This is a genomic window from Pseudolysinimonas sp. (assembly GCF_057350545.1).
On the sequence record NZ_JBMRCP010000105.1, the window covers coordinates 13,440 to 37,763 of the forward strand.

The 24,324-nt window shown below is 69.4% G+C and carries 29 protein-coding genes; 2 read left to right on the forward strand and 27 right to left on the reverse strand.

The annotated features are described in order from the left end of the window. Positions 1-84 precede the first annotated feature (84 nt). The 27 genes from ACO1X9_RS14600 to fabG (ACO1X9_RS14730) form a co-directional block, all read right to left on the reverse strand. Complete coding sequence (locus ACO1X9_RS14600) at positions 85-996, reverse strand: NADP-dependent oxidoreductase (protein ID WP_486351577.1); 912 nt, start codon at positions 994-996, stop codon at positions 85-87. Continuing rightward, the gene (gene fabG, locus ACO1X9_RS14605) at positions 996-1,751 is read right to left on the reverse strand and encodes a 3-oxoacyl-ACP reductase FabG (RefSeq protein ID WP_486351578.1); all 756 of its coding nucleotides are present in this window, start codon (positions 1,749-1,751) and stop codon (positions 996-998) included. Before fabG (ACO1X9_RS14605) ends, ACO1X9_RS14600 begins: the two co-directional genes overlap by 1 nt. Then, positions 1,748-2,203 carry a MaoC/PaaZ C-terminal domain-containing protein gene (locus ACO1X9_RS14610; RefSeq protein ID WP_486351579.1) on the reverse strand — a complete coding sequence of 152 codons (456 nt, stop codon included), beginning with the start codon at positions 2,201-2,203 and terminating at the stop codon, positions 1,748-1,750. Before ACO1X9_RS14610 ends, fabG (ACO1X9_RS14605) begins: the two co-directional genes overlap by 4 nt. Next, complete coding sequence (locus tag ACO1X9_RS14615) at positions 2,200-3,231, reverse strand: MBL fold metallo-hydrolase (RefSeq protein WP_486351580.1); 1,032 nt, start codon at positions 3,229-3,231, stop codon at positions 2,200-2,202. The genes ACO1X9_RS14610 and ACO1X9_RS14615 overlap by 4 nt, the downstream gene beginning before the upstream one ends. Beyond that, entirely contained in the window at positions 3,228-4,112 is an 885-nt protein-coding gene (locus ACO1X9_RS14620) for a LysR substrate-binding domain-containing protein (RefSeq protein ID WP_486351581.1), read from the reverse strand. The genes ACO1X9_RS14615 and ACO1X9_RS14620 overlap by 4 nt, the downstream gene beginning before the upstream one ends. Positions 4,113-4,140: 28 nt before the next feature. Further along, positions 4,141-5,184, reverse strand: coding sequence for a 3-isopropylmalate dehydrogenase (leuB, locus tag ACO1X9_RS14625; RefSeq protein ID WP_486351582.1), 1,044 nt, complete (start codon positions 5,182-5,184; stop codon positions 4,141-4,143). Beyond that, entirely contained in the window at positions 5,184-5,966 is a 783-nt protein-coding gene (locus ACO1X9_RS14630) for an enoyl-CoA hydratase/isomerase family protein (RefSeq protein WP_486351583.1), read from the reverse strand. The genes leuB and ACO1X9_RS14630 overlap by 1 nt, the downstream gene beginning before the upstream one ends. Position 5,967: 1 nt before the next feature. Then, on the reverse strand, positions 5,968-6,435 hold the full coding sequence (locus ACO1X9_RS14635; protein WP_486351584.1) for a MaoC family dehydratase: 468 nt from the start codon (positions 6,433-6,435) through the stop codon (positions 5,968-5,970). Beyond that, positions 6,432-6,881 (reverse strand): hypothetical protein, encoded by a 450-nt coding sequence (locus tag ACO1X9_RS14640; protein WP_486351585.1) that lies wholly within the window; start codon positions 6,879-6,881, stop codon positions 6,432-6,434. Before ACO1X9_RS14640 ends, ACO1X9_RS14635 begins: the two co-directional genes overlap by 4 nt. 25 nt (positions 6,882-6,906) lie before the next feature. Beyond that, the gene (locus tag ACO1X9_RS14645; RefSeq protein ID WP_486351586.1) at positions 6,907-7,887 is read right to left on the reverse strand and encodes an NAD-dependent epimerase/dehydratase family protein; all 981 of its coding nucleotides are present in this window, start codon (positions 7,885-7,887) and stop codon (positions 6,907-6,909) included. A gap of 39 nt (positions 7,888-7,926) precedes the next feature. Continuing rightward, complete coding sequence (locus tag ACO1X9_RS14650) at positions 7,927-9,183, reverse strand: CaiB/BaiF CoA transferase family protein (protein WP_486351587.1); 1,257 nt, start codon at positions 9,181-9,183, stop codon at positions 7,927-7,929. Between the two features lie 31 nt (positions 9,184-9,214). After that, entirely contained in the window at positions 9,215-10,930 is a 1,716-nt protein-coding gene (locus tag ACO1X9_RS14655; protein WP_486351588.1) for an ABC transporter permease, read from the reverse strand. Positions 10,931-10,956: 26 nt separating this feature from the next. Then, on the reverse strand, positions 10,957-12,132 hold the full coding sequence (locus ACO1X9_RS14660; protein WP_486351589.1) for an ABC transporter ATP-binding protein: 1,176 nt from the start codon (positions 12,130-12,132) through the stop codon (positions 10,957-10,959). Positions 12,133-12,202: 70 nt separating this feature from the next. Then, positions 12,203-13,243 (reverse strand): ABC transporter substrate-binding protein, encoded by a 1,041-nt coding sequence (locus ACO1X9_RS14665; RefSeq protein ID WP_486351590.1) that lies wholly within the window; start codon positions 13,241-13,243, stop codon positions 12,203-12,205. Positions 13,244-13,392: 149 nt separating this feature from the next. Next, on the reverse strand, positions 13,393-13,581 hold the full coding sequence (locus ACO1X9_RS14670) for a tautomerase family protein (RefSeq protein WP_486351591.1): 189 nt from the start codon (positions 13,579-13,581) through the stop codon (positions 13,393-13,395). Positions 13,582-13,627: 46 nt separating this feature from the next. After that, positions 13,628-14,908 (reverse strand): MFS transporter, encoded by a 1,281-nt coding sequence (locus ACO1X9_RS14675; RefSeq protein ID WP_486351592.1) that lies wholly within the window; start codon positions 14,906-14,908, stop codon positions 13,628-13,630. Next, a complete protein-coding gene (locus ACO1X9_RS14680) occupies positions 14,905-15,321 on the reverse strand; it encodes a MarR family winged helix-turn-helix transcriptional regulator (protein ID WP_486351593.1) in 417 nt (138 codons plus the stop codon). Before ACO1X9_RS14680 ends, ACO1X9_RS14675 begins: the two co-directional genes overlap by 4 nt. A 100-nt stretch (positions 15,322-15,421) precedes the next feature. Then, positions 15,422-15,961, reverse strand: coding sequence for a hypothetical protein (locus ACO1X9_RS14685; protein WP_486351594.1), 540 nt, complete (start codon positions 15,959-15,961; stop codon positions 15,422-15,424). Then, a complete protein-coding gene (locus tag ACO1X9_RS14690; protein ID WP_486351595.1) occupies positions 15,958-16,875 on the reverse strand; it encodes an SRPBCC family protein in 918 nt (305 codons plus the stop codon). Before ACO1X9_RS14690 ends, ACO1X9_RS14685 begins: the two co-directional genes overlap by 4 nt. Further along, a complete protein-coding gene (locus ACO1X9_RS14695) occupies positions 16,872-17,420 on the reverse strand; it encodes a dihydrofolate reductase family protein (protein ID WP_486351596.1) in 549 nt (182 codons plus the stop codon). The genes ACO1X9_RS14690 and ACO1X9_RS14695 overlap by 4 nt, the downstream gene beginning before the upstream one ends. A gap of 16 nt (positions 17,421-17,436) precedes the next feature. Then, the gene (locus ACO1X9_RS14700; RefSeq protein ID WP_486351597.1) at positions 17,437-18,120 is read right to left on the reverse strand and encodes a DUF998 domain-containing protein; all 684 of its coding nucleotides are present in this window, start codon (positions 18,118-18,120) and stop codon (positions 17,437-17,439) included. A gap of 79 nt (positions 18,121-18,199) precedes the next feature. Continuing rightward, positions 18,200-18,928, reverse strand: a complete 729-nt coding sequence (locus tag ACO1X9_RS14705; protein WP_486351598.1) for a helix-turn-helix domain-containing protein — start codon at positions 18,926-18,928, stop codon at positions 18,200-18,202. Positions 18,929-18,943: 15 nt separating this feature from the next. Beyond that, positions 18,944-19,459, reverse strand: a complete 516-nt coding sequence (msrA, locus tag ACO1X9_RS14710) for a peptide-methionine (S)-S-oxide reductase MsrA (RefSeq protein ID WP_486351599.1) — start codon at positions 19,457-19,459, stop codon at positions 18,944-18,946. A gap of 1 nt (position 19,460) precedes the next feature. Then, positions 19,461-19,919, reverse strand: coding sequence for a peptide-methionine (R)-S-oxide reductase MsrB (gene msrB, locus ACO1X9_RS14715; protein ID WP_486351600.1), 459 nt, complete (start codon positions 19,917-19,919; stop codon positions 19,461-19,463). A gap of 97 nt (positions 19,920-20,016) precedes the next feature. Beyond that, positions 20,017-20,847, reverse strand: a complete 831-nt coding sequence (locus ACO1X9_RS14720) for a 3-hydroxybutyryl-CoA dehydrogenase (protein WP_486351601.1) — start codon at positions 20,845-20,847, stop codon at positions 20,017-20,019. Then, positions 20,844-22,004, reverse strand: coding sequence for an acetyl-CoA C-acyltransferase (locus ACO1X9_RS14725; protein WP_486351602.1), 1,161 nt, complete (start codon positions 22,002-22,004; stop codon positions 20,844-20,846). The genes ACO1X9_RS14720 and ACO1X9_RS14725 overlap by 4 nt, the downstream gene beginning before the upstream one ends. Beyond that, on the reverse strand, positions 22,001-22,768 hold the full coding sequence (gene fabG / locus ACO1X9_RS14730; protein ID WP_486351603.1) for a 3-oxoacyl-ACP reductase FabG: 768 nt from the start codon (positions 22,766-22,768) through the stop codon (positions 22,001-22,003). The genes ACO1X9_RS14725 and fabG (ACO1X9_RS14730) overlap by 4 nt, the downstream gene beginning before the upstream one ends. A gap of 158 nt (positions 22,769-22,926) precedes the next feature. Here fabG (ACO1X9_RS14730) and ACO1X9_RS14735 point away from each other — a divergent pair, with 158 nt between their 5' ends. Beyond that, complete coding sequence (locus ACO1X9_RS14735; protein ID WP_486351604.1) at positions 22,927-23,439, forward strand: cupin domain-containing protein; 513 nt, start codon at positions 22,927-22,929, stop codon at positions 23,437-23,439. Position 23,440: 1 nt separating this feature from the next. Beyond that, complete coding sequence (locus ACO1X9_RS14740) at positions 23,441-24,271, forward strand: SMP-30/gluconolactonase/LRE family protein (protein WP_486351605.1); 831 nt, start codon at positions 23,441-23,443, stop codon at positions 24,269-24,271. The last annotated feature ends 53 nt before the right edge of the window (positions 24,272-24,324 follow it).

The following is a 24,324-nucleotide window of genomic DNA, read 5'->3' on the forward strand; positions in this document are numbered from 1 at the left end:
GGGTTCCCAGACCCCGTCGCGCGTGCTACCGCCCGCCGTCAGCCGAGTGACGTCAGCAGATCGACCTTTTCGCCAGCTCGGTCGCTAGCCGAAGTCGAGGACGTACTTTCCGAGATGCGGCCCCGCAGCGAGGCTGCGATAGGCGTCGACGACCCGTTCGACCGGGTAGGTCGCTGCGAGCGGAACCACGAGCTCACCGGCGGCGATCAACTCCGCGAGCGGCCGGATCGCGTCCGTCGCGGTATCGGCGCGTCCCTTCGCCTGCGCCCCGATCCGGGCCGCACCGGCGCGGTCCGCGATGGTGTTGATACGAGCCGGGTCGACGTGAAGTCGCTGGGCGAGCTCCAGGTACTCGGTGCCGTGTCCGTCGAACACAGCGGTGATCCGGCCGGTGCCGCGCACCGCGTCCTCGAGCGTCGGCCCATACGCGAGGGGCTCCGCGCCGAGGACCGCGAGGGCGGCGTGGTTCGCCGGGCTCGCGACCGCGATCACGCGGGCGCCGACTCGCCGGGCGAGCTGGACGGCTACCACCCCGACGCCTCCCGCAGCTGCCGAGATCAAGACCGTATCCGACTCCGAGAGTCCGAGCGCAGCGATCCCCGCGAGGGCTGTGCGCCCGGCGATATCCAGGACGGCCGCGACGTCATCGCCGAGCCCGACCGGCGTCGGATTGAGCGAGCTCGGGTCGTCGACGATCACGAGGTCCGCCTGGGCGGAGAATCGACATCCGCCGTAGACGCGATCGCCCACCACCCACTCCGCACCCTCGCCGACCTGGTCGATCGTGCCGGCGAAGTCGTTGCCGTTGCCGAACGGCGGCGTCACGCCGAAGCGCCGTGCGGTCGCGCCGCCTTCGGCGATCTTCGCGTCCACCGGGTTGAGTCCGGCTGCAGCGACCCGCACGCGCACCTGACCGGGCCCGACCTCAGGCTCGGGGTGCTCCTGAACCTCGAGCACCTCCGGTCCACCGAACGCCGTGACGACGACCCGGCGCATCACATGTGCCTCCCGCCGGCGACTTCGAGCACGTTACCGGTCAGGTACGACGACTGATCTGAGGCGAGGAACAGCGCCACATCGGCGACGTCGTCGATCGTGCCGATACGACCGAGCGGAACGTCGCGCAGTCGCGCCGCGAGGGTGTCGGCATCCATGTCTGCGGTCATCGCGGTGTCGATGAGGCCGGGCTGGAGCACATTCACTCGGACCCCGAATCGCGCGCACTCCTTGGCGGCAGCCTTCGTCAGTCCGACGATGCCGGCCTTCGCGGCGCTGTAGTTGGTCTGGCCCGCGTTGCCGACCTTGCCCGAGATCGACGACATGTTGATGATCGACCCGCCTCGGCCACCGGCTCGCATCGCATCGGCCGCCGCGCGGGTGCCGAGCCACGTGCCGACGACGTGCACGTCGACCACAGCACGGAAATCGCTGAGTGACATGCGGTGCATGCTCGCATCGCGGGTGAAGCCGGCGTTGTTGACGTGGATGTCGAGCCGGCCGAAGGCACGAACGGCGGCATCGACGAAAGCCGCGACGGATTCCTCGTCGGTGACATCGCACGCGACACCGAGCCCGCGATGGCCCGCGTCGAGAAGCTCCGCGGCTGCGATGCTCGCCGCGGACGCGTTGATGTCGCCTATGACGACGGCCGCTCCGGACTCGGCCAAACGTTGCGCGATCCGGCGCCCGATCCCTGAGGCGCCGCCGGTGACCGTCGCGACGGTGCCCGCTAGTGTGCCGCCTGCGGTCACGCCGCGACCGGCCTCGTCAGCACGAGCACGGTGATGAATCCGTCCTGCACGACCTCGCCGGTCTGCTTCAGCAGCCTGAGGCGACGCCTGACGACTCCCGCGTCGCCTTTTGAGCTCAGTCGCACGGACTCGATCGACAGCTCGAGGTGGAGCGTATCGCCGATGAACATCGGAGCGAGGAACTTCCACTCGTCGATGCCCAGCATGGCGCCCATCGATCCCTTGAAGATCCCGAGGCTGTCGAGGAAGCCGGTCGCCATCGAGATGCCGAGCACACCCTGCGCGACACGTTGACCGAACATGCCGTGCCGTGTGGCCTCGACATCGAGATGTATCGGGTTGAAGTCGCCGCTCAGGCCTGCGAACGCGACGACGTCCGACTCGGTCACCGTGCGGCCGACGCTCGTCCATCGCATCCCGGGTTCGAGGTCCTCGAAGTAGAGCGTGGTCATGAAGTGTCCGATTCCTTTCGCAGGCGCCATCGTTGGGGCGCGGTGTCGACCGACTCGAGTCGGCCGTCGTGTTCGAGCTCGATCAGGTAGGCGAGCGCTTCGCCGCAGGCCGCGAGCCGCGAGTTACCATCGAGCTCACCCCACGACGCGCGACGCCTCACTCGGGGCGCGAGCTCGAACGCAGTCACCGCGTCCGATGCCTCCGCCACCAGGGCGAGCAACTCGTGCGACTTGCGGTCCCGCACCGCGGCGAGCTCCGCCAGTCGTGCGTCCAGGTGCTCGAAAGGGTGTTCGTGCCCGGGCATCACCCGCACGGGCTCGCAGGCGACGAGACGCTGCATGCCCGCCCAGTACTCGGCGAGAGGCCTCTCTGCGCCGAGTGGACGGTGCACCGCGTTGGATCGGCGCCGGGGAAACACGTGGTCGCCTACGAACATGGTGCGGGTCGTCGATTCGAAGAAGCTGACCGAGCCGGGCGTGTGTCCTGGAGTGTGCACCACGAGCAACTGCCAAGGCCCACTCGAGATGAGCTGCCCGTCCGCGAGATCGATGTCGACCGCGGGCAACTCGAAGCGCGCGCTGAAGCGCTCCTGTTGATCGACGGCGTAGTCGACGAGCTCGGCGTCGGCACCCACCCTCGCCAGCCAGCCGGTCAACCGTCGCCCGAAGGCAGGGTCGGCGAACCGGGCGCACATCGTCTCGACATCAGCCGGATGCAGTGCGACCACAGCCCCCGCGCGCTGGAGGTGCGCCGCGCATCCTGAATGATCGTCGTGGTAGTGGGTCAGCAGCACCGTGCGGATGTCGGAGAGGTCGGTGCCGGTCGCCTCGATGGCAGCGAAGAACTCCTCGCGCACGTCGTCTCTGCCCCACGGTGTGTCGATGAGCACCGCCCCGTTGGGCGACGTGAGCAGATACGAGTTGAGCCAGCCGAGGCGATGCCCAGGAAGCGCCGTCTGGAGGCGCCACATACCCGGGAGCACTTCCGTGACATGCTCGGCGATCTGCGTCGCCTCCGCGCCGGTCATCGGCGCGCTCCGCCCGCGTGCTCACGCAGCACCGCGATGAACGACTCGAGCACGGGGTTACCCGACTCCACGTACGACGCCCGGACGTCGGCTTCGGGGCCCCCCTCGATCGTGAGGTACTTCACGCCGACGAAGTGCAGCATCGTCGCCGACTCGGGAACGATGGCGATGCCGAGTCCGGAGGAGACGAGGCTGATGACCGCGTGCAGAGCCCTCGCCACCTGCACGATCCGCGGCGAGAATCCGGCCTCGCGGCAGACGTCGTCGACGACATCTCGGAGCGTGCGGCCCGTACGTTTCGGGAAGGCGACGAAGTCCTCGTCCATCAGTTGGTGAACCGCGACGGAGTCGAGCTTCGCGAGCGGATTCGCTGTGTGCACGGCGACGACGAGGCGTGAACGCGAGACGACGAACGACTCGATGTTGTCGCGCTGGTCGGCGCGAGAGATGCCGACGTCGATGCGGCCGACGCCGAGTGCCGCCATCTGATCGTCGCTGTTCATCTCGAGGAGCCGTAGCTCGACATCGGGCACCCGTCGGCGGTACTCCGGGATGACATAGGGGAATACCTCGAGCGAGGCCGACCCGACGAAACCGACCGTCAGCATCCCGATCCTGCCGTCGGCGATGAGGCGGGCGGCCTCGGCGGCCTGAGACGTAGCCTCGACAGCACGCCGCGCGTACCTGAGAAACGCCTCGCCGCCCGGCGTGAGTTTCACCGATCGTGTGGAGCGGTCGAAAAGGTCGAATCCCACCTCAGCCTCCAGTGCGCGGATTTGGCGCGTGAGCGGAGGCTGCGACATGAAGAGTTTCTCGGCCGCGCGAGTGAAGTGGAGTTGCTCGGCGAGCGTGACGAACGAGACGAGATCCCGGTACTCCATCGTTGCGCCTCCGTGTCTTCGGTGCTGATCAGACCGACGCTAGCCCGCGGAGTACGGCATCCGTGGCTCCGCCGGTGGTCGCAGTCCCGCCGAGGTCCGGGGTGCGCACTCCCGCAGCGATCGCGTCATCGACGGCACGCTCCACCTTCGTCGCGGCCTGCGGGTCTCCCAACCCGTAGCGGAGCAGCAGCGCGGCACTCAAGATCGTGGCGAACGGGTTGGCGATGCCGCGGCCGGCGATGTCCGGCGCCGAGCCGTGCACGGGCTCGAACAGCCCGGGGCCGGTCGATCCGAGGGATGCGGACGGCATCATGCCGAGGCCGCCCACGATGGCGGCGGTGGAGTCGCTCAGGATGTCGCCGAAGAGGTTCTCGGTGACGACGACGTCGAACGCCCGCGGCCGGAGCATCAGCTGCAGCGATGCGTTGTCGACGAGAAGATGCTCGATACTCGACTCGGGGAACTCGGCCGCGACCTCGCCTGCGACCTTCCGCCACAGCTGGGACGTCCGCAAGATGTTGGCCTTGTCGACCGAGGTCACGGAAGACCTCCGCTCGCGGGCGAGCTCGAAGGCGACTCGTACGACGCGCTCGATACTCGCAGCCGAGTATTCGAACGTGTCGTAGGCGGTGCCGTCCTCGCGCATCCCCTTCTCCCCGAAGTACGCGCCACCGACGAGCTCGCGCACGATGAGGATGTCGACCCCCTCGGCCAGGTCCGCGCGCACCGCGCTCCGATCCACGAGTGCTGGGATGGCCCGGATCGGGCGCAGGTTGGCGAACAGGTCGAGCCCCTGACGGAGCGCGAACAGCGCGGCCTCCGGCCGAAGGTCCCACTCGGTGTCGAGATCCTGTTCACCGCCCACGGCGCCGAGCAGCACTGCGTCGGCGGCGCGAGCGCGATCGATCAGGTCGTCGGGATACGGGCGACCGATTGCCGAGAGCGACGCCAGACCGACAGCGCACGTCGAGAACTCGATTCCCGGCCGAACCGCCTCGAGCACACGTCGTGCCGAGTCGACGACATCCGGGCCGATCCCGTCGCCGGGCAGCAGGAGCACCTGATCGGCCATCAGCCGCTGCTCTGCTTGCGCTGGAAGAAGCCGCTCGCCGCGTCGGACGCGTCCTTCGACTCCCGATATTGCGCAGTCAGCTCGGTCTCGATGCGGTAAGCCTCGTCGAGATCGAGCGTGCGTTCGCCGATGATCATCTGCTGCTTGGCGAGCCGGAGACCGACGGGGCTGTTGCGCGCGATCCGTGCCGCGACCTCGCGCGCTCGCTCGAGCGCGCCGCCGGCCGGCACGAGGTGCTGGGCGAGTCCGAGGCGGTAGGCCTCGGCGGCGTCGAACTCGTCGCCCGTGTAGATGAGCTCGCGGGCCTTCCCGATGCCGACGTGCCGCATGAGCATCTTTCCCCCGCCGAGCGCTCCGACCTTGATCTCGGGCATGGCGAAGCGCGCGGTCTCGGACACGACGCGGATGTCGGCGCGCATGGCCCATCCGAGGCCCGAGCCCATCGCGAGCTGTTCGATCGCGGCGATCGTCGGCAACGGGAAGGCGTTCATTCCCGCCATGTAGTCGCGCAGGTGCGCGGCGCGCTCGAGGCTGCTTTCCGGAGTCAACCCGACGAACTCCTTGATGTCCGATCCGGCGCCGAACGGGCGCCCCTCCTGCCACCCCGCGGCCTGCAGGATGACACACCGCACGTCGGTCTCCGCGAAAGCAGTGAACGCCTCGTGAAGCTCCCGGTGCGTCTGCAGGTTGTAGGCGTTGACGGGGGCGCGATCGACCGTGACGAGTCCGACGAGACCGTCAGCGACACCGAAGACGAACTCCCCCGTGAAGACGTCCGGCATGTCAGGCGACACCGATGACGCTGGCGGAACCTACGGTGACCTTCTGACCGGTCTCGTCCTCGCACCACACGTCGAGCTCGATTCCGACGCCGTCGGCACCGTGCTCGATCGAGCGGACGACGGCGCGAGCCGTGATCACCTGATCCTCGAAGATCGGCCGGATGAACTTGGTCTGCAGGCTTCCGCGCTCGAGGTATGCGCGGCCGAATGCCGAGATGAGGACGCTCGAGATCCAGTTGGTGGAGATCATCCCGTCCGAGATGATGCCCGTCAGCCCCTGCCCCCGCGCGAACTCGTCGTCGGTGTGCACGTTCGCCTCCGCGATCATCGCCGCGGGCTCCGGCTCGGACGTCCCGAGCAATGCATCGGCGTACCACCGCATGCGCTCGCGGGTCATCCGCCGAGTGATCGCGGGCAACTCGTCGTCGACGCCCCAGGTCGCGGCGGGCGTGTGTTCGGTCAGCGTCATGCGCGGCCGTCCTTCGGTGTGAAGCTCAGCACGGCGGTGTCCGTGTAGCTGGTGAACAGTCGCCCGTCGTCGGCGCTGCGGAGTTCGATCTCGATGCGCAGGTACTCGCGACCGCGCTTCTCGAAGCGCTCGGCGACGTGACCCGATGCGACCAGTCGCTCGCCGACGGGCACCACCTCGTGATGGCGCGCGTGATACTCGTAGTGGATCCGGGCGTGCGGGCCTCGGCCCCCGGGGCAATTGCGTTTCAGGAGTCGGATCTTGTCGATGTGCACGAGCGTCGGCACCGCGAGCTGCTCCTCCGCCGCGACATCTCCCGCGAGCTGCGGATCCAGCTCCTCCACGCTGTGCGCGTATTCACGCGCGATGAACGGCGACATCACGTACTCGACCGGCTCGAGCACATCGCCCGTCTCGAGGTCGCTCACGTATCTTCCTACGGCCATGACTGGTCTCCTTCGTTTCCGCGGATCAGGCGTAGGCCGGCATCGGACGGTCCGCCTCGGGCAGTCCCGCGCGCCAGTCGACGAAGGCTCGCATGCCGTCCTGCAGGCTCGTGTCGGGCACGTACCCGATCACGTCGCGCGTGCGGGTCATGTCCTGGAAGCGACCGTGCGCCTGCACGGTCGCTTGCTCCGGATGCCAGTCGATCTGCGCGGCGCTGCCGGCGGCTTCCATCAGCGCCCCGAAGAGCTCTCGGTTGCCCGTGAGGAAGCCCGTCCCTACGTTGAGCGAGACGTTCGCCTGAGCCGAGGTCAGGCCGCGCACGAGGCACTCGGCGGCGTCGGCGATGTAGACCAGGTCGCGCGAGTCGTCGGGGTCGAGCGGCACCCTGATCGTCGGCTGGTCCTGCTCGGCGAGCGCGGCATGCAGATAGCTGGCGACGTTGCCGTTGGGGCCGAGGCGAGGTCCGTACATGGTGCCCAGCCGGAAGGCGACGTACTCGAGTCCGCGCTCGTGCGCGTAGACCTCGGAGTAGAGCTCGGAGGCGATCTTGCTGGCGGCGTAGAAGGAGCGGCCGAGCAAGGGCGCCGACTCCTTGAGACCTCCCCCGTCGGGAGCCGCCCGGCCGTACGTCGCTCCGGACGACGCGAGCACGAAGCGCTCCATCCCCTCGTTCGCCGCGGCCTCGAGGAGGTGGTGCGTTCCGCCGACGTTGACCTCGAAGCCCCGCAGCGGATACTGCTTCACGACGCGCGTGAGCATCGCCGCGATGTGGACGATGCCACTGCAGCCCACCACGAGGTCAGCGAGTGCCGCCTGATCGAGGATGTCGACGTTCACGTCGCGCACCGCGTCGTGGGCGCGGTGCCCGAATCCGTTGCGCGGCTGGGCGATGTCGAGGGCGATCACCCCGGCGCCCAGATCCGCGAGCCGGTCGACGACGAACGAGCCGAGCATGCCCGCCGCTCCGGTGACGAGATAGGTCTTCCCTGCTACTGATCCACTCACGGTGGTTCCTTCCTAGGTGGCGTGCGGGTGTCGGTGGGTTCAGCCGATGGTCTCGGCGATGGTCTCGCGTTCGAGCGGGGCCGATCCGCCGAGCAGTTCGGTGAGCTCGTCGGCCGAGTACCCGGCATCGAGCAGCACGGATTCGGTGTGCTCGCCGAGCCGGGGCGGCGCCGCGACCTCACGCGCGGCCGAGCGGGAGAACCGGATGGGATTGCCGACCGCCGTCGTCGATCGGCCCTCGATCGTCTGCGCGGGCGACAGGATGCCCATTGCGGCGACGTGCTCGTCTTCGGCAGCGGCTCGGATGTCGTTGATCGGCCCCGAAGAGACGCCGTGCGCCGTCAGCGCGTCGAGGCACTCCCGGGTCGTGAAGCGGCGCGTGAGTGCGCTCACCGAGTCGACGAGCGCATCGCGATTGCGGTAGCGCTGCGGCAGGGAGTTGAAACGCTCGTCCTCCGCGAGTTCGGGCTGGCCGAGCGCGGCACAGCACCGACGCCACATCGCATCGCTGGTGGCCGCGATGACGACCCAGCCGTCGCCCGTCGGGAAGGCCTGGTTGGGCAGCCCGAGTCGGTTGGCGGTGCCGAGTGGCTTCGCGACGATGCCGTTGACCCAGTAGTCGGCGAAGACGAAGTTCATCATGCTCATCTGCGACCCCAGCAGTGTCGTCTCGACGAGCTGGCCGCGTCCCGAGACGCTGCGCTCGTGCAACGCGGACACGATGCCCAGCGCCGCGAACACGCCGGTCGAGAGGTCGGCGATGGCGGTGCCGGCTCGCACGGGCGCCCCACCCGGTTCACCCGTCACACTGAGCAGCCCGCTGTAGGCCTGGATGATCAGGTCGTTCGCCGCCTTGTCGCGCAACGGCCCGCGAGCTCCGAATCCGGAGATGCTGCAGTACACGAGCCTCTCGTTCGCCGCCGACAGCGTCGTGTAATCGAGCCCGAGGCGCCCCATGACCGCGGGACGGAAGTTCTCGATCACAACGTCCGCGGTCGACGCCAACCGCACGGCCGCGTCGCGTCCGCCGTCGGTCTTGAGGTCGAGGCCGACACTCCGCTTACCGCGGTTGAGGGCGACGAAGGACGAGCTCTCCGCGGTCTCGCCGTCGCCGACGCCATAGGCGCGCGCCACGTCGCCGTGCTTGGGGTGCTCGACCTTGATGACGTCGGCGCCCATCTCGGCGAGGAGCTGCCCCGCGAACGGCCCCGCGAACAGTCGGGAGAAGTCCACCACCCGGATGCCGTCCAGCGGAGGAGTGCCCCGCTGTGTCTTCGTCTCGTCGTTGCCGGTCACCGTGTGTGCACTCCTTGTCGCGTCCTGCTGGTCATGTGAACTTCCGGAACCGCTGTCGCGCGGCGAAGATGAGGGCGATGACGACCAGCCCCTTGAGGATGGTCACCACCCCGACGAAGGCGGCCATGGCACCATAGGTGCCGTACTCCCAGACGTCGACGATCACGAAGCCGATCACGGGCGTCTTCGTCGACGCGAGCAGAACCGCGGCCTCGAGGTCGCCCGAGATGAGCACGAAAGAGAGCGCCCATCCGCTCACGAGCCCCGGCCACATGAGCGGGAGGATCACGCGACGGAAGGTGCGGCCCTCGCCGGCGCCGCTCACGGACGACGCCTCGACGACATCCTGACCGACCTGGCTCAGCGCGCTCCCCGCAGCGATCGAGGCATGCGGGATGTACAGGACGAAGTAGCAGAGCACGAGGATGAGGATGGTGCCGCTCAGGTTGAACGGCGGGCCGCTGAATGCCACGACGAAGCCGAGCGCGATGACGATGTTCGAGAACGCGACCGGCAGTTTGGTGACGCCGTCGATGAATCGCCCGAGCACGCCGCCGCGCACCCCGGACTGTACCAATCGGCGCGAGACGAGCGTCATGAGCACCGCGATGGCCATCGTCGCCGCACCGACGGCCAGGCCGAGACCGAGGCTCGTGCGCAGCGCCGCTCCCGCGACGGGACTCTGCACGAGCACGCGGGTGATGTGTTCGAGCGTGAACCCGTCGGGGGTCAGATTCGGTGTCCAGAACTTCTGGAAAGCGACGAGGAACAGGGCGCTCAGGGGAAGGAGCGATGTGAAGAGCAGGTAGGCGATCATGAGCACGCGGGCCGGGACGCGCCAGCCGCCGAGCTCGATGCGCTGGGGGCGGCTGCGTCCGCTGATCGTGGCGAACCGGTTGGCGCCGAGCACACGCTGCTGCAGGATCCACGCGACCAAGATCGGCAGCGACATGATGATGCCGACGACGAGGGCCGACTCCAGCCGCGGCGGATACTCGAACGTCATCAGTCGCACGAGGCGCACCGAGAGGATGTCGATCCCCGCCCGGCCGCCGATGATGAGCGGGATCGAGTACAGGCCGAACCCCATGACCACGACGAGGAACGCCGAGCCCGCGATCGCGGGAGCCACCGAGGGCAGCGAGACCTTGACGAGCGTACGGAGGATGCTCGCGCCGCTGATGCGCGATGCCTCCTCGAGGGCGGGGTCGACATTGCGGAACGCCGCCGCGAGGAGCACGTAGGCGAAGGGGACGAGCGAGAGCGTGTATGTGAAGATCAGGCCCGGCCAGGTGAGGATATCCATCGTCAGGTCGAAGGGCAGCCAGCTCAGGACACCGTTCAGGAACCCGACCCGCGGACTCGCGAGGAAGACCCAGCCGACCGACATCGCGACCGCGGGCACGACGAGCGGCACGATCGGGATGAACGACCCGATCCAGCCCAGGCTCGCGTCGGTGCGCTCGTTGAGCCATGCGAAGATCGCGGCGACGACGATCGCCAGCGTGCCGCTCACGCCGACGACGAGCACGGTGTTGCCGACCGCGGGCCCGAACCACGGGGTCGAGACGACGTCGGCCACGAGGGCGAAAACGTCTGGGGCTTCGACGGTCGGGAACAGCGCCCGCACGAGCATCCGGCCGAGCGGATAGACGATGAGGCCGAGCACGAGCACGGCGGCGACGATCGCGATGAGCCGCACTCCGCGGTCGGCAAGCCACGCCCGCAGGCCGGGGCCCGTCGTCACCGGGGGAGGGGGAATGACCGGTGCCGTCATGACCGGCCCGGCGCTGCCGCGTCGGGGAGCACGACGACTCCGGCCGGATCGACGGCGACGATGACGCGGTCGCCCTCGACGAACGGGGCACGATCGTGCGACCACACCTGCAGGAGCCGGTCGGCCACCTCGACGTGGTACTGCCAGTGCGCGCCGAGGAACTTCGCGGTGTGGACGGTCCCGGGCCAGCGCTGCGGGCCGGCCGCGGCATCCGCTTCGAGCCGCGCGGCCTGGGGCCGGAACATCACCGTCACGCCGTCGCCGGCGGCGAACGCGCCTGCCTCGACGAGCAGCTCACCTACGGGCGTCGAGATGCGGGCGCGCGCGCCGTCGAGCGAGGCGACGGTGCCCCCGACGAAGTTCCCCGAGCCGATGAACTCGGCCACGTAGCGGGTCTTGGGGGCGCGATAGATCTCGTCCGGGGTGCCGAGCTGTTCGACGCGACCGTTGTGGAGCACGGCGATCCGATGCGCCAGATCCATCGCCTCGGTCTGGTCGTGCGTCACGTAGACGCCGGTGAAGCCGAGCCGCCGCTGCAGCTCGGTGAGCTCTAGCCGCAACTGCTCCCTCACCTTCGCGTCGACGTTCGAGAGAGGCTCGTCGAACAGCACGACATCGACGTCGCTCACGACGGCGCGGGCGAGCGCCACGCGCTGCTGCTGCCCGCCGCTTATCTGGCCCGGGTACTGCTTCTCGAGGTTGGCGAGTCCCACCATGTCGAGGGCATCCATGACCTTCGCGCGGATACCGGCTTTCGGCGAGCGGCGCGATCTGAGGGGATAGGCGATGTTCTCGAAGATGGTCATGTGCGGCCAGAGTGCGTAGGACTGGAAGATCATGCTGAGCGAGCGCTGGCTCGGCGGCGTGAAGATGCGCCGCTCGGAGGAGTAGACGTCACGGCCACCGATCATGATCTCCCCGCTGTCGGGGCGTTCGAGCCCCGCGATGCACCGCAGCAGGGTCGTCTTGCCACAACCGCTCGGACCGAGCAGCACCAGGAACTCGCCTTTGCGCACGTCGAGCGAGACATCGTCGACCGGCACGACGGTAGATCCGCCGGAGCGGCGCTGGAATCGCTTCGTGAGGTGGCGGATCGAGATCAGCGCGTCGTCGCTGGGCGGGGCGCCGGTGGTCTGCCGCGGGGCGGTCGTGGTCGAGGGGTCTGCGGTCATCGTCAGCTGCCTTCGGGGTCGAGAAGGGATCGGGGCCGCGCGGGCACGCGGCCCCGATCTGAGGAGGTGCTTACTGGAGGCCGAGCAGCGAGTAGATCTCGGCGCGATCCCCGTCGGAGATGCCCCACACCGCCGGCGTGAAGAACTCCGGGAGCGGCGGGCAGCCCGGTAGATCGCCGGCTACCGGGGAGTACACGCCCGCGCAGGTGACCTCCTGCGCGGCCCGGGTCAGGTACCAGTTGATGTAGAGAGCGGCGGCGTTCGGATGCGGCGCATCGGCCGAGATGCCTGCCGCGTGCACGAGACCCTGGGTGGGGTTGAGGTCGTCGACGAGCGCGACCGGTGCCCCCTGAGCGATGAGGTCCTTGCTGTGGGCGGCGTAGTTGCCGATCGCGAGCATGTACGCGCCAGCTGCCACCTCCTGGGCCGCCGTCGAACCGCTGTCCGTCAGCGTGAAGCCCTGAGCGCCGAGAGCCTCAAGGTACTCGTCGCCGAACTCGGTGCGCAGCACCTCGTACAGCGACAGGTACCCGTCGGACGAACGCGGGTCCATCATCATCGCCTGTCCCGCCCACTTCGGGTCGAGAAGGTCCTCCCACGACTGCGGCACGTCCTCCTCCGCGACCGTGTCGGTGTTATAGGTCAGCACCGTCGAGGTCACGGCGACCTCGACGTGACGCGGGAACACATACTCCTGCGGCCACGCGCTCAGGTTGGGGATGAGCTCGGGCGTGAGTTCGAGGAAGTACCCGCTGTCTTCGAGGAAGTCGGGGTTCACGCTCGGCGCGAGGATGTCGGCCGCCACCGCGCCGGCTTCGGCCTCGCTCGCGTAACGGTTGAACAGCTCGCCGCCCGTCGCCCGGAAGGTCGAGACGGCGATGCCTGGGTACTCCGCGTTGAAGGCGTCCACCTGGGCTTTGACGACATCCTCGGATGCCGACGAGTAGATGGTCAGCTCGCCCTCTTCGAGCGCCGCGGCCTCGAGAGCGGCGAGCGCGCCGTCGCCCGTGTCGGTGCCGGCAGGCTCGGTAGCGGTGAGGCCACCGCATCCGGAGAGAACGAGAACTCCGGCGCCGACGAGCGCAGCGGATGCGAAAAGCTTGGATCTCATGTCGAAACCCTCCATTGGGTTCGGGCACCCTGCCCCTTGGGTCCACCGCGCCATCGCGGCGACTCAGTCACCATATGTCGGAGCCAGTCGGGATGATCCCGTGCACTCATACCGCCTCCGACGGCATTCATGCGAAGTGCTCCGGCGATCTAGGCGCGGTCGATGCGCAGCACGCCACCGCGGGCGACCTGGTCGTCACCGACCTCGTGGATGGTGATCTTGACGATGTCCTGCGAGACGCTGAGGGCGCCCACGATCGCATCGGTCATCCCTCTGACGAGTTCCCGTTTCTCGTCGAGAGTGCGGCCGGTCACGAGCTGGATGTCGACGGTGGGCATGGGGTTCTCCTTCTCTCAGTGGGGACGGGCGGCGGGGCGCCGTCCGTCAGAGGGTGCGCGCATCGAGCTCACCCAGTTCGAGGTCCTCGCGCAGGTCGCCGGCGGTCCGCGCCCGGAGCCGCACCGTACGGCGCGTCGTGAGGATCCACACGAGCGCGACGGCGACAGCGACGAGCGCGCCAGCCGCCCCCACAAGGATCGCGATCCGGGGGCCGAAGGTGTTGGCGACCCACCCGACCGCTGGAGCGCCGACAGGGGTGCCCGCCATGAAGATCGCCATGTAGATCGCCATCACTCGGCCGCGCAGCCCCGGGTCGGTGGACAGTTGTACCGTCGCGTTGCCGGTCACCATCACCGTCTGCACGCTGATGCCGGCAAGTACGAAAGCGACCGCGAATGCCCAGAAGGTCGGCATGAAGGCCGCGAGGGTGAGCGCGACGGTCAATGCGGCGGCCCCGATCGCGACGATGTGCACGCTCGGCCTCTCGCGGCGCGCTCCGAGCAGTGCGCCGATCACCGCGCCGATCGCCACGGACGACAGCAGCAGGCTGTACGCGTCGACGCCGAGGTCGAACTCCACGACGGTCATCGTCGAGGCGAAGATCGGGAAGTTCATGGCGAGCGCGCCGATGAGGAACACCATCACGAGCAGCACGATGAGATCGCCGCGGCTCCCGACGTATCGGAACCCCGCCGTGATCGCGCCGCGTCCCTTCCCGAGTCGGGGCAGCGGGTGAAGCTTGTCGTCGTGTAGCGCCAGTATCGCCGCGATGAGTGCCGCGAAGGTGAGGGCGTTGACGTAGAACACCCAGCCCGCGCCCGTGACGAGCATGAGCACTGCGGCAATCGCTGGCCCCGCGGTGCGCGCGAGGTTGAACGACGCCGAATTGAGCGACACTGCGTTGGCCAGGCGATCCTGGCTGACAAGTTCCGACAGGAACCCTTGCTTCGACGGCAACTCGAGGGCTGCGACCACACCGCCCCCCAGCGCGAAGGCGTACACGTGCCACAGCTCTACGGTGTCGGTCACCACGAGCGTACCGAGCCCGACGGCGAGGGCGGCCATGATCGCGTTCAGCGTGATCAGAATGCGGCGGCGGTCGAGGCGGTCCGAGATGAACCCCGACACCGGAACCAGGAAGAGCTGCGGCAGCAGCTGCAATCCCATCGTGATGCCGACGGCCGCGGCGTCGTGGTCGGTCAGCCGGGTGAGCACGATCCAGTCTTGGGCGGTGCGTTGCATCCAGAACCCGAGGTTGGAGACGAACGCGCCGATGAACCATCGCCGATAGTTCACCAGGCCGAGCGATCGGAAGATCGCCTTCACGAGTCGGCGAGGCGTTGCAGGAGGCCGACAGCGTCCGACAGCGTACGGCGTTCGTCCTCGTCGAGTCCCTGGAGCGCGGCCGAGAACCACTCCGCCCTCCGGTTGCGGATCTCAGTGGCGGCGCGCCGACCCGACTCGGTCATGTTGACGACCACGCGACGCGCGTCGTCCGGTTCCGCAGATCGAGCCAGGTGCCCCGCCGCAACCATGGCATCCACGGTGCGTGTCATCGCGGGGGCAGAGACGCGTTCGATCTCACCCAACTTTCCGATCGACATCGGGCCTTGACGGAGGAGAGTGAAGAGGACCGAGAGATGGTGGTCGCGAAGGTCGTCGGACCCTCGCTCGAGCCTGATGCGGCGAGCGAGTCGCATCACAGTGAGACGGAGTTCGTCATCTGCGCCCTCGACCATGGTGCTTACCGTAGTCAATTACCTATGTTAAGTGTCAAGGGGCAGAGCCCACACTGCCTCAGAGCGGGCGAGAGATATCCCCGCCGGACGACGCGCGTCGTCAGCCGAGTGACGTCAGCAGAGCACTCACGGCCACCGCCGCCGCGAGTGCGAGGTCGAGCACGGCGCAGAACTCGGTGTAGCGCCGCGAGACCACGACGTCACGTCGGTGGTGCCAGATGTCCCACACCCCGTGACCGACCAGCCCGACGACGGCGAGCGCAGCGAACGCCCACGGGTCGGACACCGCCGCGGCGGCGATCGCGAGGGCCGCGAAGGCGCCGACGGCATACAGCTGACGGCGCGCATCCGCCTGCACCCACCGCCGTCGCACCGTGCCGACGACGATGAGCACGATGCTCGCCGCGCCGAGGAGGGCGAGCGACAGCCACGGCATCCCGAGCAGAATGCCGACGCCGATCGCGGGGAACGATGCGGCGAACCCGATCCACGCCGATCCTCGGCTGCCGACCACCGCGGCCAGGAGGTAGATCGCCGCGCAGACGAGGATGACCGACGGCACGTCGCCGACGAACGCGATGCCAACCGCCGCTGCGAGCCCGAGGAGACTCGGCCACCAGCTGATCGTCGGAGCCGTCACGGAATCTCGAGGTTCGAGAAGTGGGGGTCGGAGAACGGGAAGTCGTTCGCGACCCAGTGCCGCAGCGCCTCGAACGCGGTGCGGTAGAGCCCCCGGTCGTAGGCCGCGGGGGTGACCCACCAGCTGACGTCGACGTCGTGGTGGAGCAGCTCCTCGCTCAGCGGCGTGCGTGCGCCGACGGGGTAGAGGTAGGCGCAGCCGAGGTAGGTGTGCGCGTCGTCGTAGAGCGCGTAGCTGTACGACGTGTCGTCGCGGAACTCGCACTCGTGCCAGACCAGATCGACGTAGTTGCCCTCGGACGTGACGGGCTCCGTCGGCCACGTGCCGCCGCGGGTGCGGCGGATCAGGTCGAGGCTCGCGTTGATCCCCGCGACGTCGTCGGCGAGGTGGGCTCGCGTGAGCGCGTGCGCGCGCAGCTCCCCGAAGGCGAGCTCGGTCGGCGCGACGAAGTCGTCGGGCACTCGGAGTCGCTTCACCAGCCCGGCGAACCCCGTGTCGATCGGCTCGCGCGGCGGGATCGAGGCGGCGAGGGCATCCAGCATCGACTGCGCGCCGCGAACCTGCCCGGGGTCTCCGAACGGCCGGTGATAGCTCACCTGGGTGCGCCCGCCCGGGAGGGCGTGGAGGGCGACGGTCACCGTCTCGTCGGGGGCGTCGAACACGAACTGCACGAGCCCCGGCGCCTCGAGGCGGCCGTAGCGCAGCGAGAAGGGGATGGTCGTCGCTCCGTCGTCGCTCCCCATCACGCCGCTGACGGCTCCGCCGGGAATCGGGTCGAGCCGGATGCTCTCGGCGGGCGTCGCGTAGCCGTCGACGACGAACCACACGGCGAAGAGCTCCGGATCGACGAAGTAGGCGAACGCCTCCTCGGGCTCCGCGGGGACGACGACGCTCGCGGTGAAGCCTGCGGTCATGCGACGTCGTTCTGGAAGGTCAGGATGACGATGCCCGAGTCGAGCGGGCGCGCGCCGTCGAACCGCAGCACGCGGTTCAGGCCCGGCTGCAGCAGCAGGTCGTCGCCCTCCCCCACTCCGGCGAGCACGGGGTGCACCCAGAGGTGCAGCTCGTCGAGCAGACCCTCGGCGAGGAGCTGCTTCGCGAGCGGGCCGTAGCCGTGCATGAGGATCGGCGCACCGTCCTGCTCTTTGAGCTCGCGGATCGCGGCGATCGGGTCGGCGCTGATGACCGTCGTGTTGTTCCAGGCCGCCTCGCCGAGGGTGCTCGACACGACGTACTTGGGGACGCGGTTGATGAGTTCGGGGTAGGCGCCGTCGCGACCGGGCCAGGCGCCCGCGTACACCTCGTAGGTGTTCCGACCCATGAGCAGGGCGTCGCTCGTGCGCAGCTGCTCGAGCGCGATCGCATCCGCCTGGTCGTCGGTGTAGCCGAAGTGCCAGCGCTCCATGTGGTTGATGACGCCGTCGAGGCTCACGAAGGATTGGCAGACGATTCGTCGCATGGGGGTTCCTCGCTCGTCAGGCGGCGCGTCGGGCGATCACGGGATGCCCGACGGCCTGGTAGGTCAGCACGGATGCGGCGAGCAGCCAGGCGAAGCCGGCGAGCACCGAGATCCACAGGAAGAGGACGCCGAGCGGCCCCTGCGAGAGCGCGCCGCCCGCGACGAAGCCCGCGATGACGACGATTCCCGCGACGAGGGACAGCACCCCGGCCGTGCGTCGCCCCGTCGCGCGGCACCAGCCGGCGAACACGATCGCGGCGACGCCCAGTGCGATGAAGCCGATCGCTCCGAAGACCAGGTGCAGCAGCCCGCTCGACGTCACCGTCTCGTCCATCCCCGCCGGGAAGCCGCGCATCGGGTCGGGCGCGAAGATCGCGCTGCCGAGCAGGGCGATCCCGTAGATCAGCAGCAGCACGAAGATCGCGACACCGCGTCGACCCTCGATCGCACGACGGAACCCGTTGCCGGCGGCGACGACCATGACACCCACGAGGATCAGATTGAGGCGCTGGATCCACCCGGTGTCACCGAGCATGAGCAGGCTGAGAGCATGCTGGCTGACGTCGAATCCCGGCCTGACAGCCGCGTGGATGACGGCGACCAGGAGATAGAACGGTCCCGCGACGGCGCCCCATCCGAGAAGGGATCGGGTGGCGGCGGCGCGACCGTCGAACGAGTCGGTGGTCTTCCAGATGGGCATGAATGGGCTCCTCGTCCGTGGTGGCTGCGGAGCGAGCCTAGGAAGGGCGGCCGGTCGCTGTCTTGAACGGAAACGACACTCAACGCGCTCGCGCGCGCAGGCTGCCGAGAGGGGTGGAGGCCGTCCAATGCGCTCCTGCGTTGCAGAGCTGCGCGGGGGTGAGACCGATGAAACGTCGGAGCGATCGGGTGAGATGCGGCTGGTCGGAGAACCCGAGCGCCTGGGTGACGTCGGCGATCGTGTCGCCACGACCGAGCGCGTCCGCGGCCTCGTAGGCGCGCTCGATCTGTCGCAGGAGCGAGTGGGTCAAGCCGGTCGCTCTGCGCACCCGCCGCTGCTGCGTGCGCAGCGAGACGTCAGCATCCTGGTCGCCGAGAGCGCGGGCGATGCCGCGGTCTTCGGCGACCAGGCCACGCCGCCGCATCCGTTCGACCATGACGTCGGCGTTCTCGGCCGTGGGGATTTCCCAGCGGTCGCCCTCGAACCAGAAGGCGCCCCCCGACTCGACGGGCAGCGGGCGCACTCCGAGGTGCGAGGGCGGGGCCGTGGGCAGGAAGCTGCCGAGACGCATCACCACGCCGAAGAACTCGGCGTCCTGGGGTGTCGGGGTCACCCGGGCGTGGCTGGTCGGACCCTGAAGGAAGACGCTCGTGGTGCCACGTTGCGCGATGACGACGAACTGCCAGTGCGTCTCGGCGACCGACTGGAACTGCGACTCGGTCGCGCCGCGGGCGCTCCACACCTTCTCGACGAGGGTCGAGTCGGTGCCGCTCTCGTCGACGTCGAATGCCTGGGCGGCACGCTTCATGCTCGGAGGGTAGCGCTAGCTGCCGACGGCCTCGCGGCGCGGCAGCGTCCACCCCGGACGCACGAAGTGGCAGGTGTACCCGTTCGGATACTTCTCCAGGTAGTCCTGGTGCTCCTCCTCGGCCTGCCAGAAGTCGCCCGCCGGCTCGACCTCGGTGACGACCTTGCCCGGCCAGAGACCCGAGGCGTCGACATCCGCGATGGTGTCGAGCGCGACGCGCTTCTGCTCCTCGTTCTCGTAGAAGATCGCCGAGCGGTACGAGCGGCCGACGTCGTTGCCCTGACGGTCACGCGTCGACGGGTCGTGGATCTGGAAGAAGAACTCCAGCAGCTCGCGGTAGGAGATCTCCGACGGGTCGAACTCGATCTCCACGGCCTCGGCGTGGTCGCCGTGGTGGCGGTAGGTCGCGTTCGGGGTGTCGTCGTCACCCGAGTAGCCGACACGGGTCGAGATCACTCCGGGCTGCCGGCGCAGCAGCTGCTGCGCTCCCCAGAAACATCCGCCGGCGAGGATCGCCATCTCGGTCGCCATGTCAGCTCTCCTTCGTCGTGAACAGGGTGAGGTAGTCGCCGTAGCCCTCGGCCTCGAGCCGGTCGACCGGCACGAACCGCAGAGCCGCGGAGTTGATGCAGTAGCGCAGGCCGCCGTCCGCGACGGGGCCGTCGTCGAACAGGTGGCCCAGGTGGCTGTCGCCGTTGGCCGACCGCACCTCGGTGCGCGTCATCCAGAACGTGCGGTCCTCCTTCTCGACCACGTGCGCCTTCTCGAGCGGACGCGTGAAGCTCGGCCAGCCCGACCCGCTGTCGAACTTGTCCGTCGACGAGAACAGCGGCTCGCCCGAGACGACGTCGACGTAGATGCCGTCGTCGTGGTTGTCCCAGAACTCATTGCGGAACGCGGGCTCGGTCGCATCCTTCTGCGTCACCGCGAACTGGTTCGGGGTGAGAGCGGCGATCGCCGCCGCATCCTTCGTATAGGTGGTGGTGCTCATGTGATGCTCCTCCGGTCGGGCCGCTGGCTGCGGCCCTCAGTGGAGTCAACAGCGGACCGCACGGGAAAGTTCCCCGTTCCGCACTCCGGACGGCGCGTCAGTGCCGGTAGAAACCCTGCCCGGACTTGCGCCCGAGGTCACCGGCCGCGACGAGTCGCCTGAGCATGGCGGGGGGTTCGAGACCGAGCGATGACGCCGCGGCGGCGACGGTGTCGAGGCCGGCGAAGTCGGCGAGCTCGAGGGGCCCCATCGGATGCCCGCAGCCGAGGCGCATCGCCGTGTCGATGTCGTCGGCCGTCGCGTCGCCGCGTTCGAGCATCCGGATCCCGTCGAGCAGGTAGGGGATGAGCAGGGCGTTCACGATGAAGCCCGCCTTGTCGGGGGCGCGCACCGGCGTCTTGCCGAGACGGACGGCGAACGCTCGGGCGCGCTCGAGCACGTCGTCCGTCGTCGTCGACGCGGCGATGACCTCGACCAGCTGCATCACCGGCGCGGGGTTGAAGAAGTGGAGCCCGACGACCCGATCCGGCCACGCCGTCGCCGCGGCGAGACGACCGATCGGGATCGCCGAGGTGTTCGAGGCCAGGATCGCGGACCGGTCGGCGATCGCGTCGAGGCGCGCGAACAGGTCAAGTTTGAGCGCCTCGTCCTCCGAGGCGGCTTCGATGATCAACTCGCGATCGGCGAGCGCCTCGACGTCGGTGACGCCGGTGACACGCGCCATCGCGTCGTCGGCGGCGGCCGCGTCGAGCTTCGCGCGCTCGACGGCGCGGGCGAGAGAGACGCGAACCCGTTCGAGCCCGGCGTCGAGGCGCTCCTCGTCGGTCTCGACGACCCGCACGTCGAGACCCGCCCGCGCGCACAGTTCGGCGATGCCGCTGCCCATCAGCCCGAGGCCGATCACCCCGACCCGGGTGATCTCGCTCACGCGATCACCTCGAACAGCCCGGCCGCGCCCATCCCGCTGCCGACGCACATGGTCACCACGACGAACCGCACGCCGCGCCGCCGGCCCTCGAGCAGCGCGTGAGCGACCATGCGCGCGCCGGACATGCCGTACGGATGCCCGATCGAGATGCCGCCGCCGTCGACGTTGTAGATCGCCGGGTCGATGCCGAGCCGGTCGCGGCAGTACACCGCCTGCGACGCGAAGGCCTCGTTGAGCTCCCACAACCCGATGTCGTCGACCGTCAGGCCGGCGGTGCGCAGCAGCTTCGGCACCGCGATCACGGGGCCGATGCCCATCTCGTCCGGATCGACGCCGGCCACCGCCATCCCGCGGTAGACCCCGAGCGGTGAGCCCGGCAGGCCGGCCGCGACCTCGCGGGACGCGAGCACGACCGCCGCGGCGCCGTCCGAGAGCTGGGACGCGTTCCCCGCGGTGACCGTGGAGCGCCCGCTCACGGTGCCGTCCGGCAGCACGGGCGTGAGCGCCGCGAGGCCCTCGAGCGTGGTCGACGCGCGGTTCCCCTCGTCGCGCGCGAGGACGCCCGACTCCGTCTCGAACGGCACGATCTCGGCATCGAAGCGCCCGGCCTCCTGCGCGGCGGCGGTGCGGCGCTGGGACTCGAGCGCGTAGACATCCTGCTGCTCGCGCGTCACCCCATAGCGCTCGGCGACGATCTCGGCAGTGTGCAGCATCGGCAGGTAGAGATCCGGGACCTCCCGCTCGAGCCACGGGTCGCGCGCCCGGAAGCGGTTCGCGTGCTCGTTCTGCACGAGGGAGATCGACTCGACCCCTCCGGCGACGACGACCTCCATCCCGTCCTGCACGATCTGCTTCGCCCCGGTGGCGATCGCCATCAGGCCGGAGGCGCACTGGCGGTCGATCGTCATCCCGGGCGTCGACGTGGGGAGCCCGGCCCGCAACGCGGCCTGCCGGGCGACGTCGAACCCCTGCCCGCCCTCGGGCATCGCGCAGCCGAGGATCACGTCGTCGATCGCGGCACGGTCGACGCCCGCCCGGTCGATCGCGGCTCCGATCGCGGAGGCCGCGAGCGCCTGCGGGGCGACGTCGGCGAGCGAGCCCCTGTACGCCCGGCCGATCGGGGTGCGGGCCACGGCGACGACGAGCGCCTCCCTCACGCGCTCGCCAGCCCGCCCGACACGTACAGCGTCTGCCCGGTGACGAAGCCCGCGTCTTCCCGGGCGAAGAACGAGACGGCGGCGGCGATGTCCTCGGGCTGGCCCATCCGCCGCACGGGGACGCCGGCCGCGATGCGCTCGACGAACGCGTCGTAGGGCTCACCGAGGCGCTCGGCGGTCTGCCGGATCATGTCGGTCTCGATGTATCCGGGACCGATCGCGTTGGCGGTCACCCCGAAGGGCCCGAGCTCCAGGGCGATCGACCGGGTGAAGCCCTCGAGTCCCGCCTTCGCGGCGGCGTAGTTCGCCTGGCCGCGGTTGCCGTGCGCCGAGATGCTCGACATCGAGACGATGCGCCCCCACCGCGACTCGATCATGTGGCGCTGGCAGGCGCGGCTCATCAGGAAGGCTCCGCGCAGGTGCACCCCGATCACGGCATCCCAGTCGCCGCTGCTCATGCGGAACAGCAGGTCGTCGCGGATGATGCCGGCGTTGTTGACGAGCACGACGGGCGGACCGAGCTCCTCGACGCACCGCTGCACGGCTGCTTCGACACTCGCCTCGTCGGCGACGTCCGCTCCGAGCGAGATCGCCGACGCCCCGGTCGCGCGGAGCGACTCGGCGAGCGGCTCGCCGGCGGAGGCGTCGAGATCGAGGATCGCGACCTGGAAGCCGTCGGCGGCGAGACGGGTGGCGACGGCGGCGCCGATGCCTCGGGCCGCGCCGGTGACGATCGCGGTGCGGACCGCCGTTGGTCTGTTCACGAGCGCCCACGCTATTCGGCGTTGCTCGACCACGCATCGGCCCGCGGCGACCAAGGCGGCGCTCCGTTTTCGTCCCTGACGGACAAGAGCCGTGCTGGATGCCGTGGCTAGCCTGGTGCTGCCCCGCAGGGTCGCGGGGAGGAATGGAGCGCTTCGCCATGGAGATTCGTCGCATCGTCACCGGCATCCGAGACGACGGCTCGTCGGAGTTCGTCAGCGACGAGCCGGCAGCGCCGGTGGAATCCGCGGCGCTCGCCGGCTTCACCTTCTACCCGATGTGGGCCACCGAAGCCGGATCGTCGCTTCCCGACGGCGAGGTGCGTCCCTACTTCCCGGGGCCGGACGGCACCCGGCTGGTCGGCGTGACCTGGGCGCCGGGGGGCACGGCATCACACGGCGACGGCGGCGATCCCGCCGAGGCCGAGGCGCTCTTGCCGGGTCTCCTGGGCGTGTTCGAAGACGGCACGCCGTTTCACACGACCGACTCGATCGACTACGGCATCTGCCTGAGCGGCGAGCTGTGGCTCGTGCTCGACGACGGCCGCGAGGCGCGCATCACGCCCGGCACCGTCGTCGTGCAGCGCGGCACGCGGCATGCCTGGGAGAACCGCAGCGACGCCCCCGCGACGATGGTCTTCGCCCAGGTCGGCGCCGACCCGAAGCAGCTCTGACGTGGCCCGCCGCGAGGTGGTGTTCGACGGCCTGCGCTTCCCCGAGGGATGCCGCTGGCACGACGGGCGCCTGTGGTTCAGCGACATGCACACCGGCACGCTCTACTCGGCCGACCCGGAGACCGCCGACCTGCGTCAGGAGTTCACGGTCGACGCGCGGCTGTCCGGTCTCGACTGGCTCGCCGACGGCACGCTCGTGATCAGCTCGATGCTCGACCGCCTCGTGCTGCGGCGCCGGCCCGGGGGCGAGGTCGAGGTGCACGCCGACCTCTCGGCGGTCACGCCGTATCCGACGAACGACCTCGTCATCGATCCGAGCGGCCGCATCATCGTCGGCGGATTCGGCTACGACCTCTACGGAGGCGGCGAGCAGGCGCCCGGGCCGCTCATCGGCATCGAGCCCGACGGTACGGTGGCCGTGCTCGCCGACGACCTCGTCTTCCCAAACGGGATGGTCATCCTCGGAGACGGCACCCTCGTCGTCGCCGAGACCTGGGGCGCGCGACTGACGGCGTTCGACCTCGGCGACTCGGGCGCCCTCGAGAACCGCCGCATCTGGGCGACGCTCCCCGAGGGGTCGACGCCCGACGGCATCTGCCGCGCGGCCGACGACTCCATCTGGGTGTCGTCGATCGTCGACGGACGGTTCCTGCACGTGCGCGAGGGGGGCGAGGAGATCGAGCGGATCGAGCTCGACGGCCGCCTCGCGGTCGACTGCATCCTCGGCGGCGACGACGGCCGCACGCTGCTGATGTCGACCGCGAACAGCTTCCAGCCCGACGAGACCGAGAGTCGGCAGGGGCGCATCGAGCGCATCCGGCTCGGCGCCTAGCTCCGTTCGAACGACGCCCGGGGCCTTCGGGTCCCGGGCGTTGTCGCGTCTGC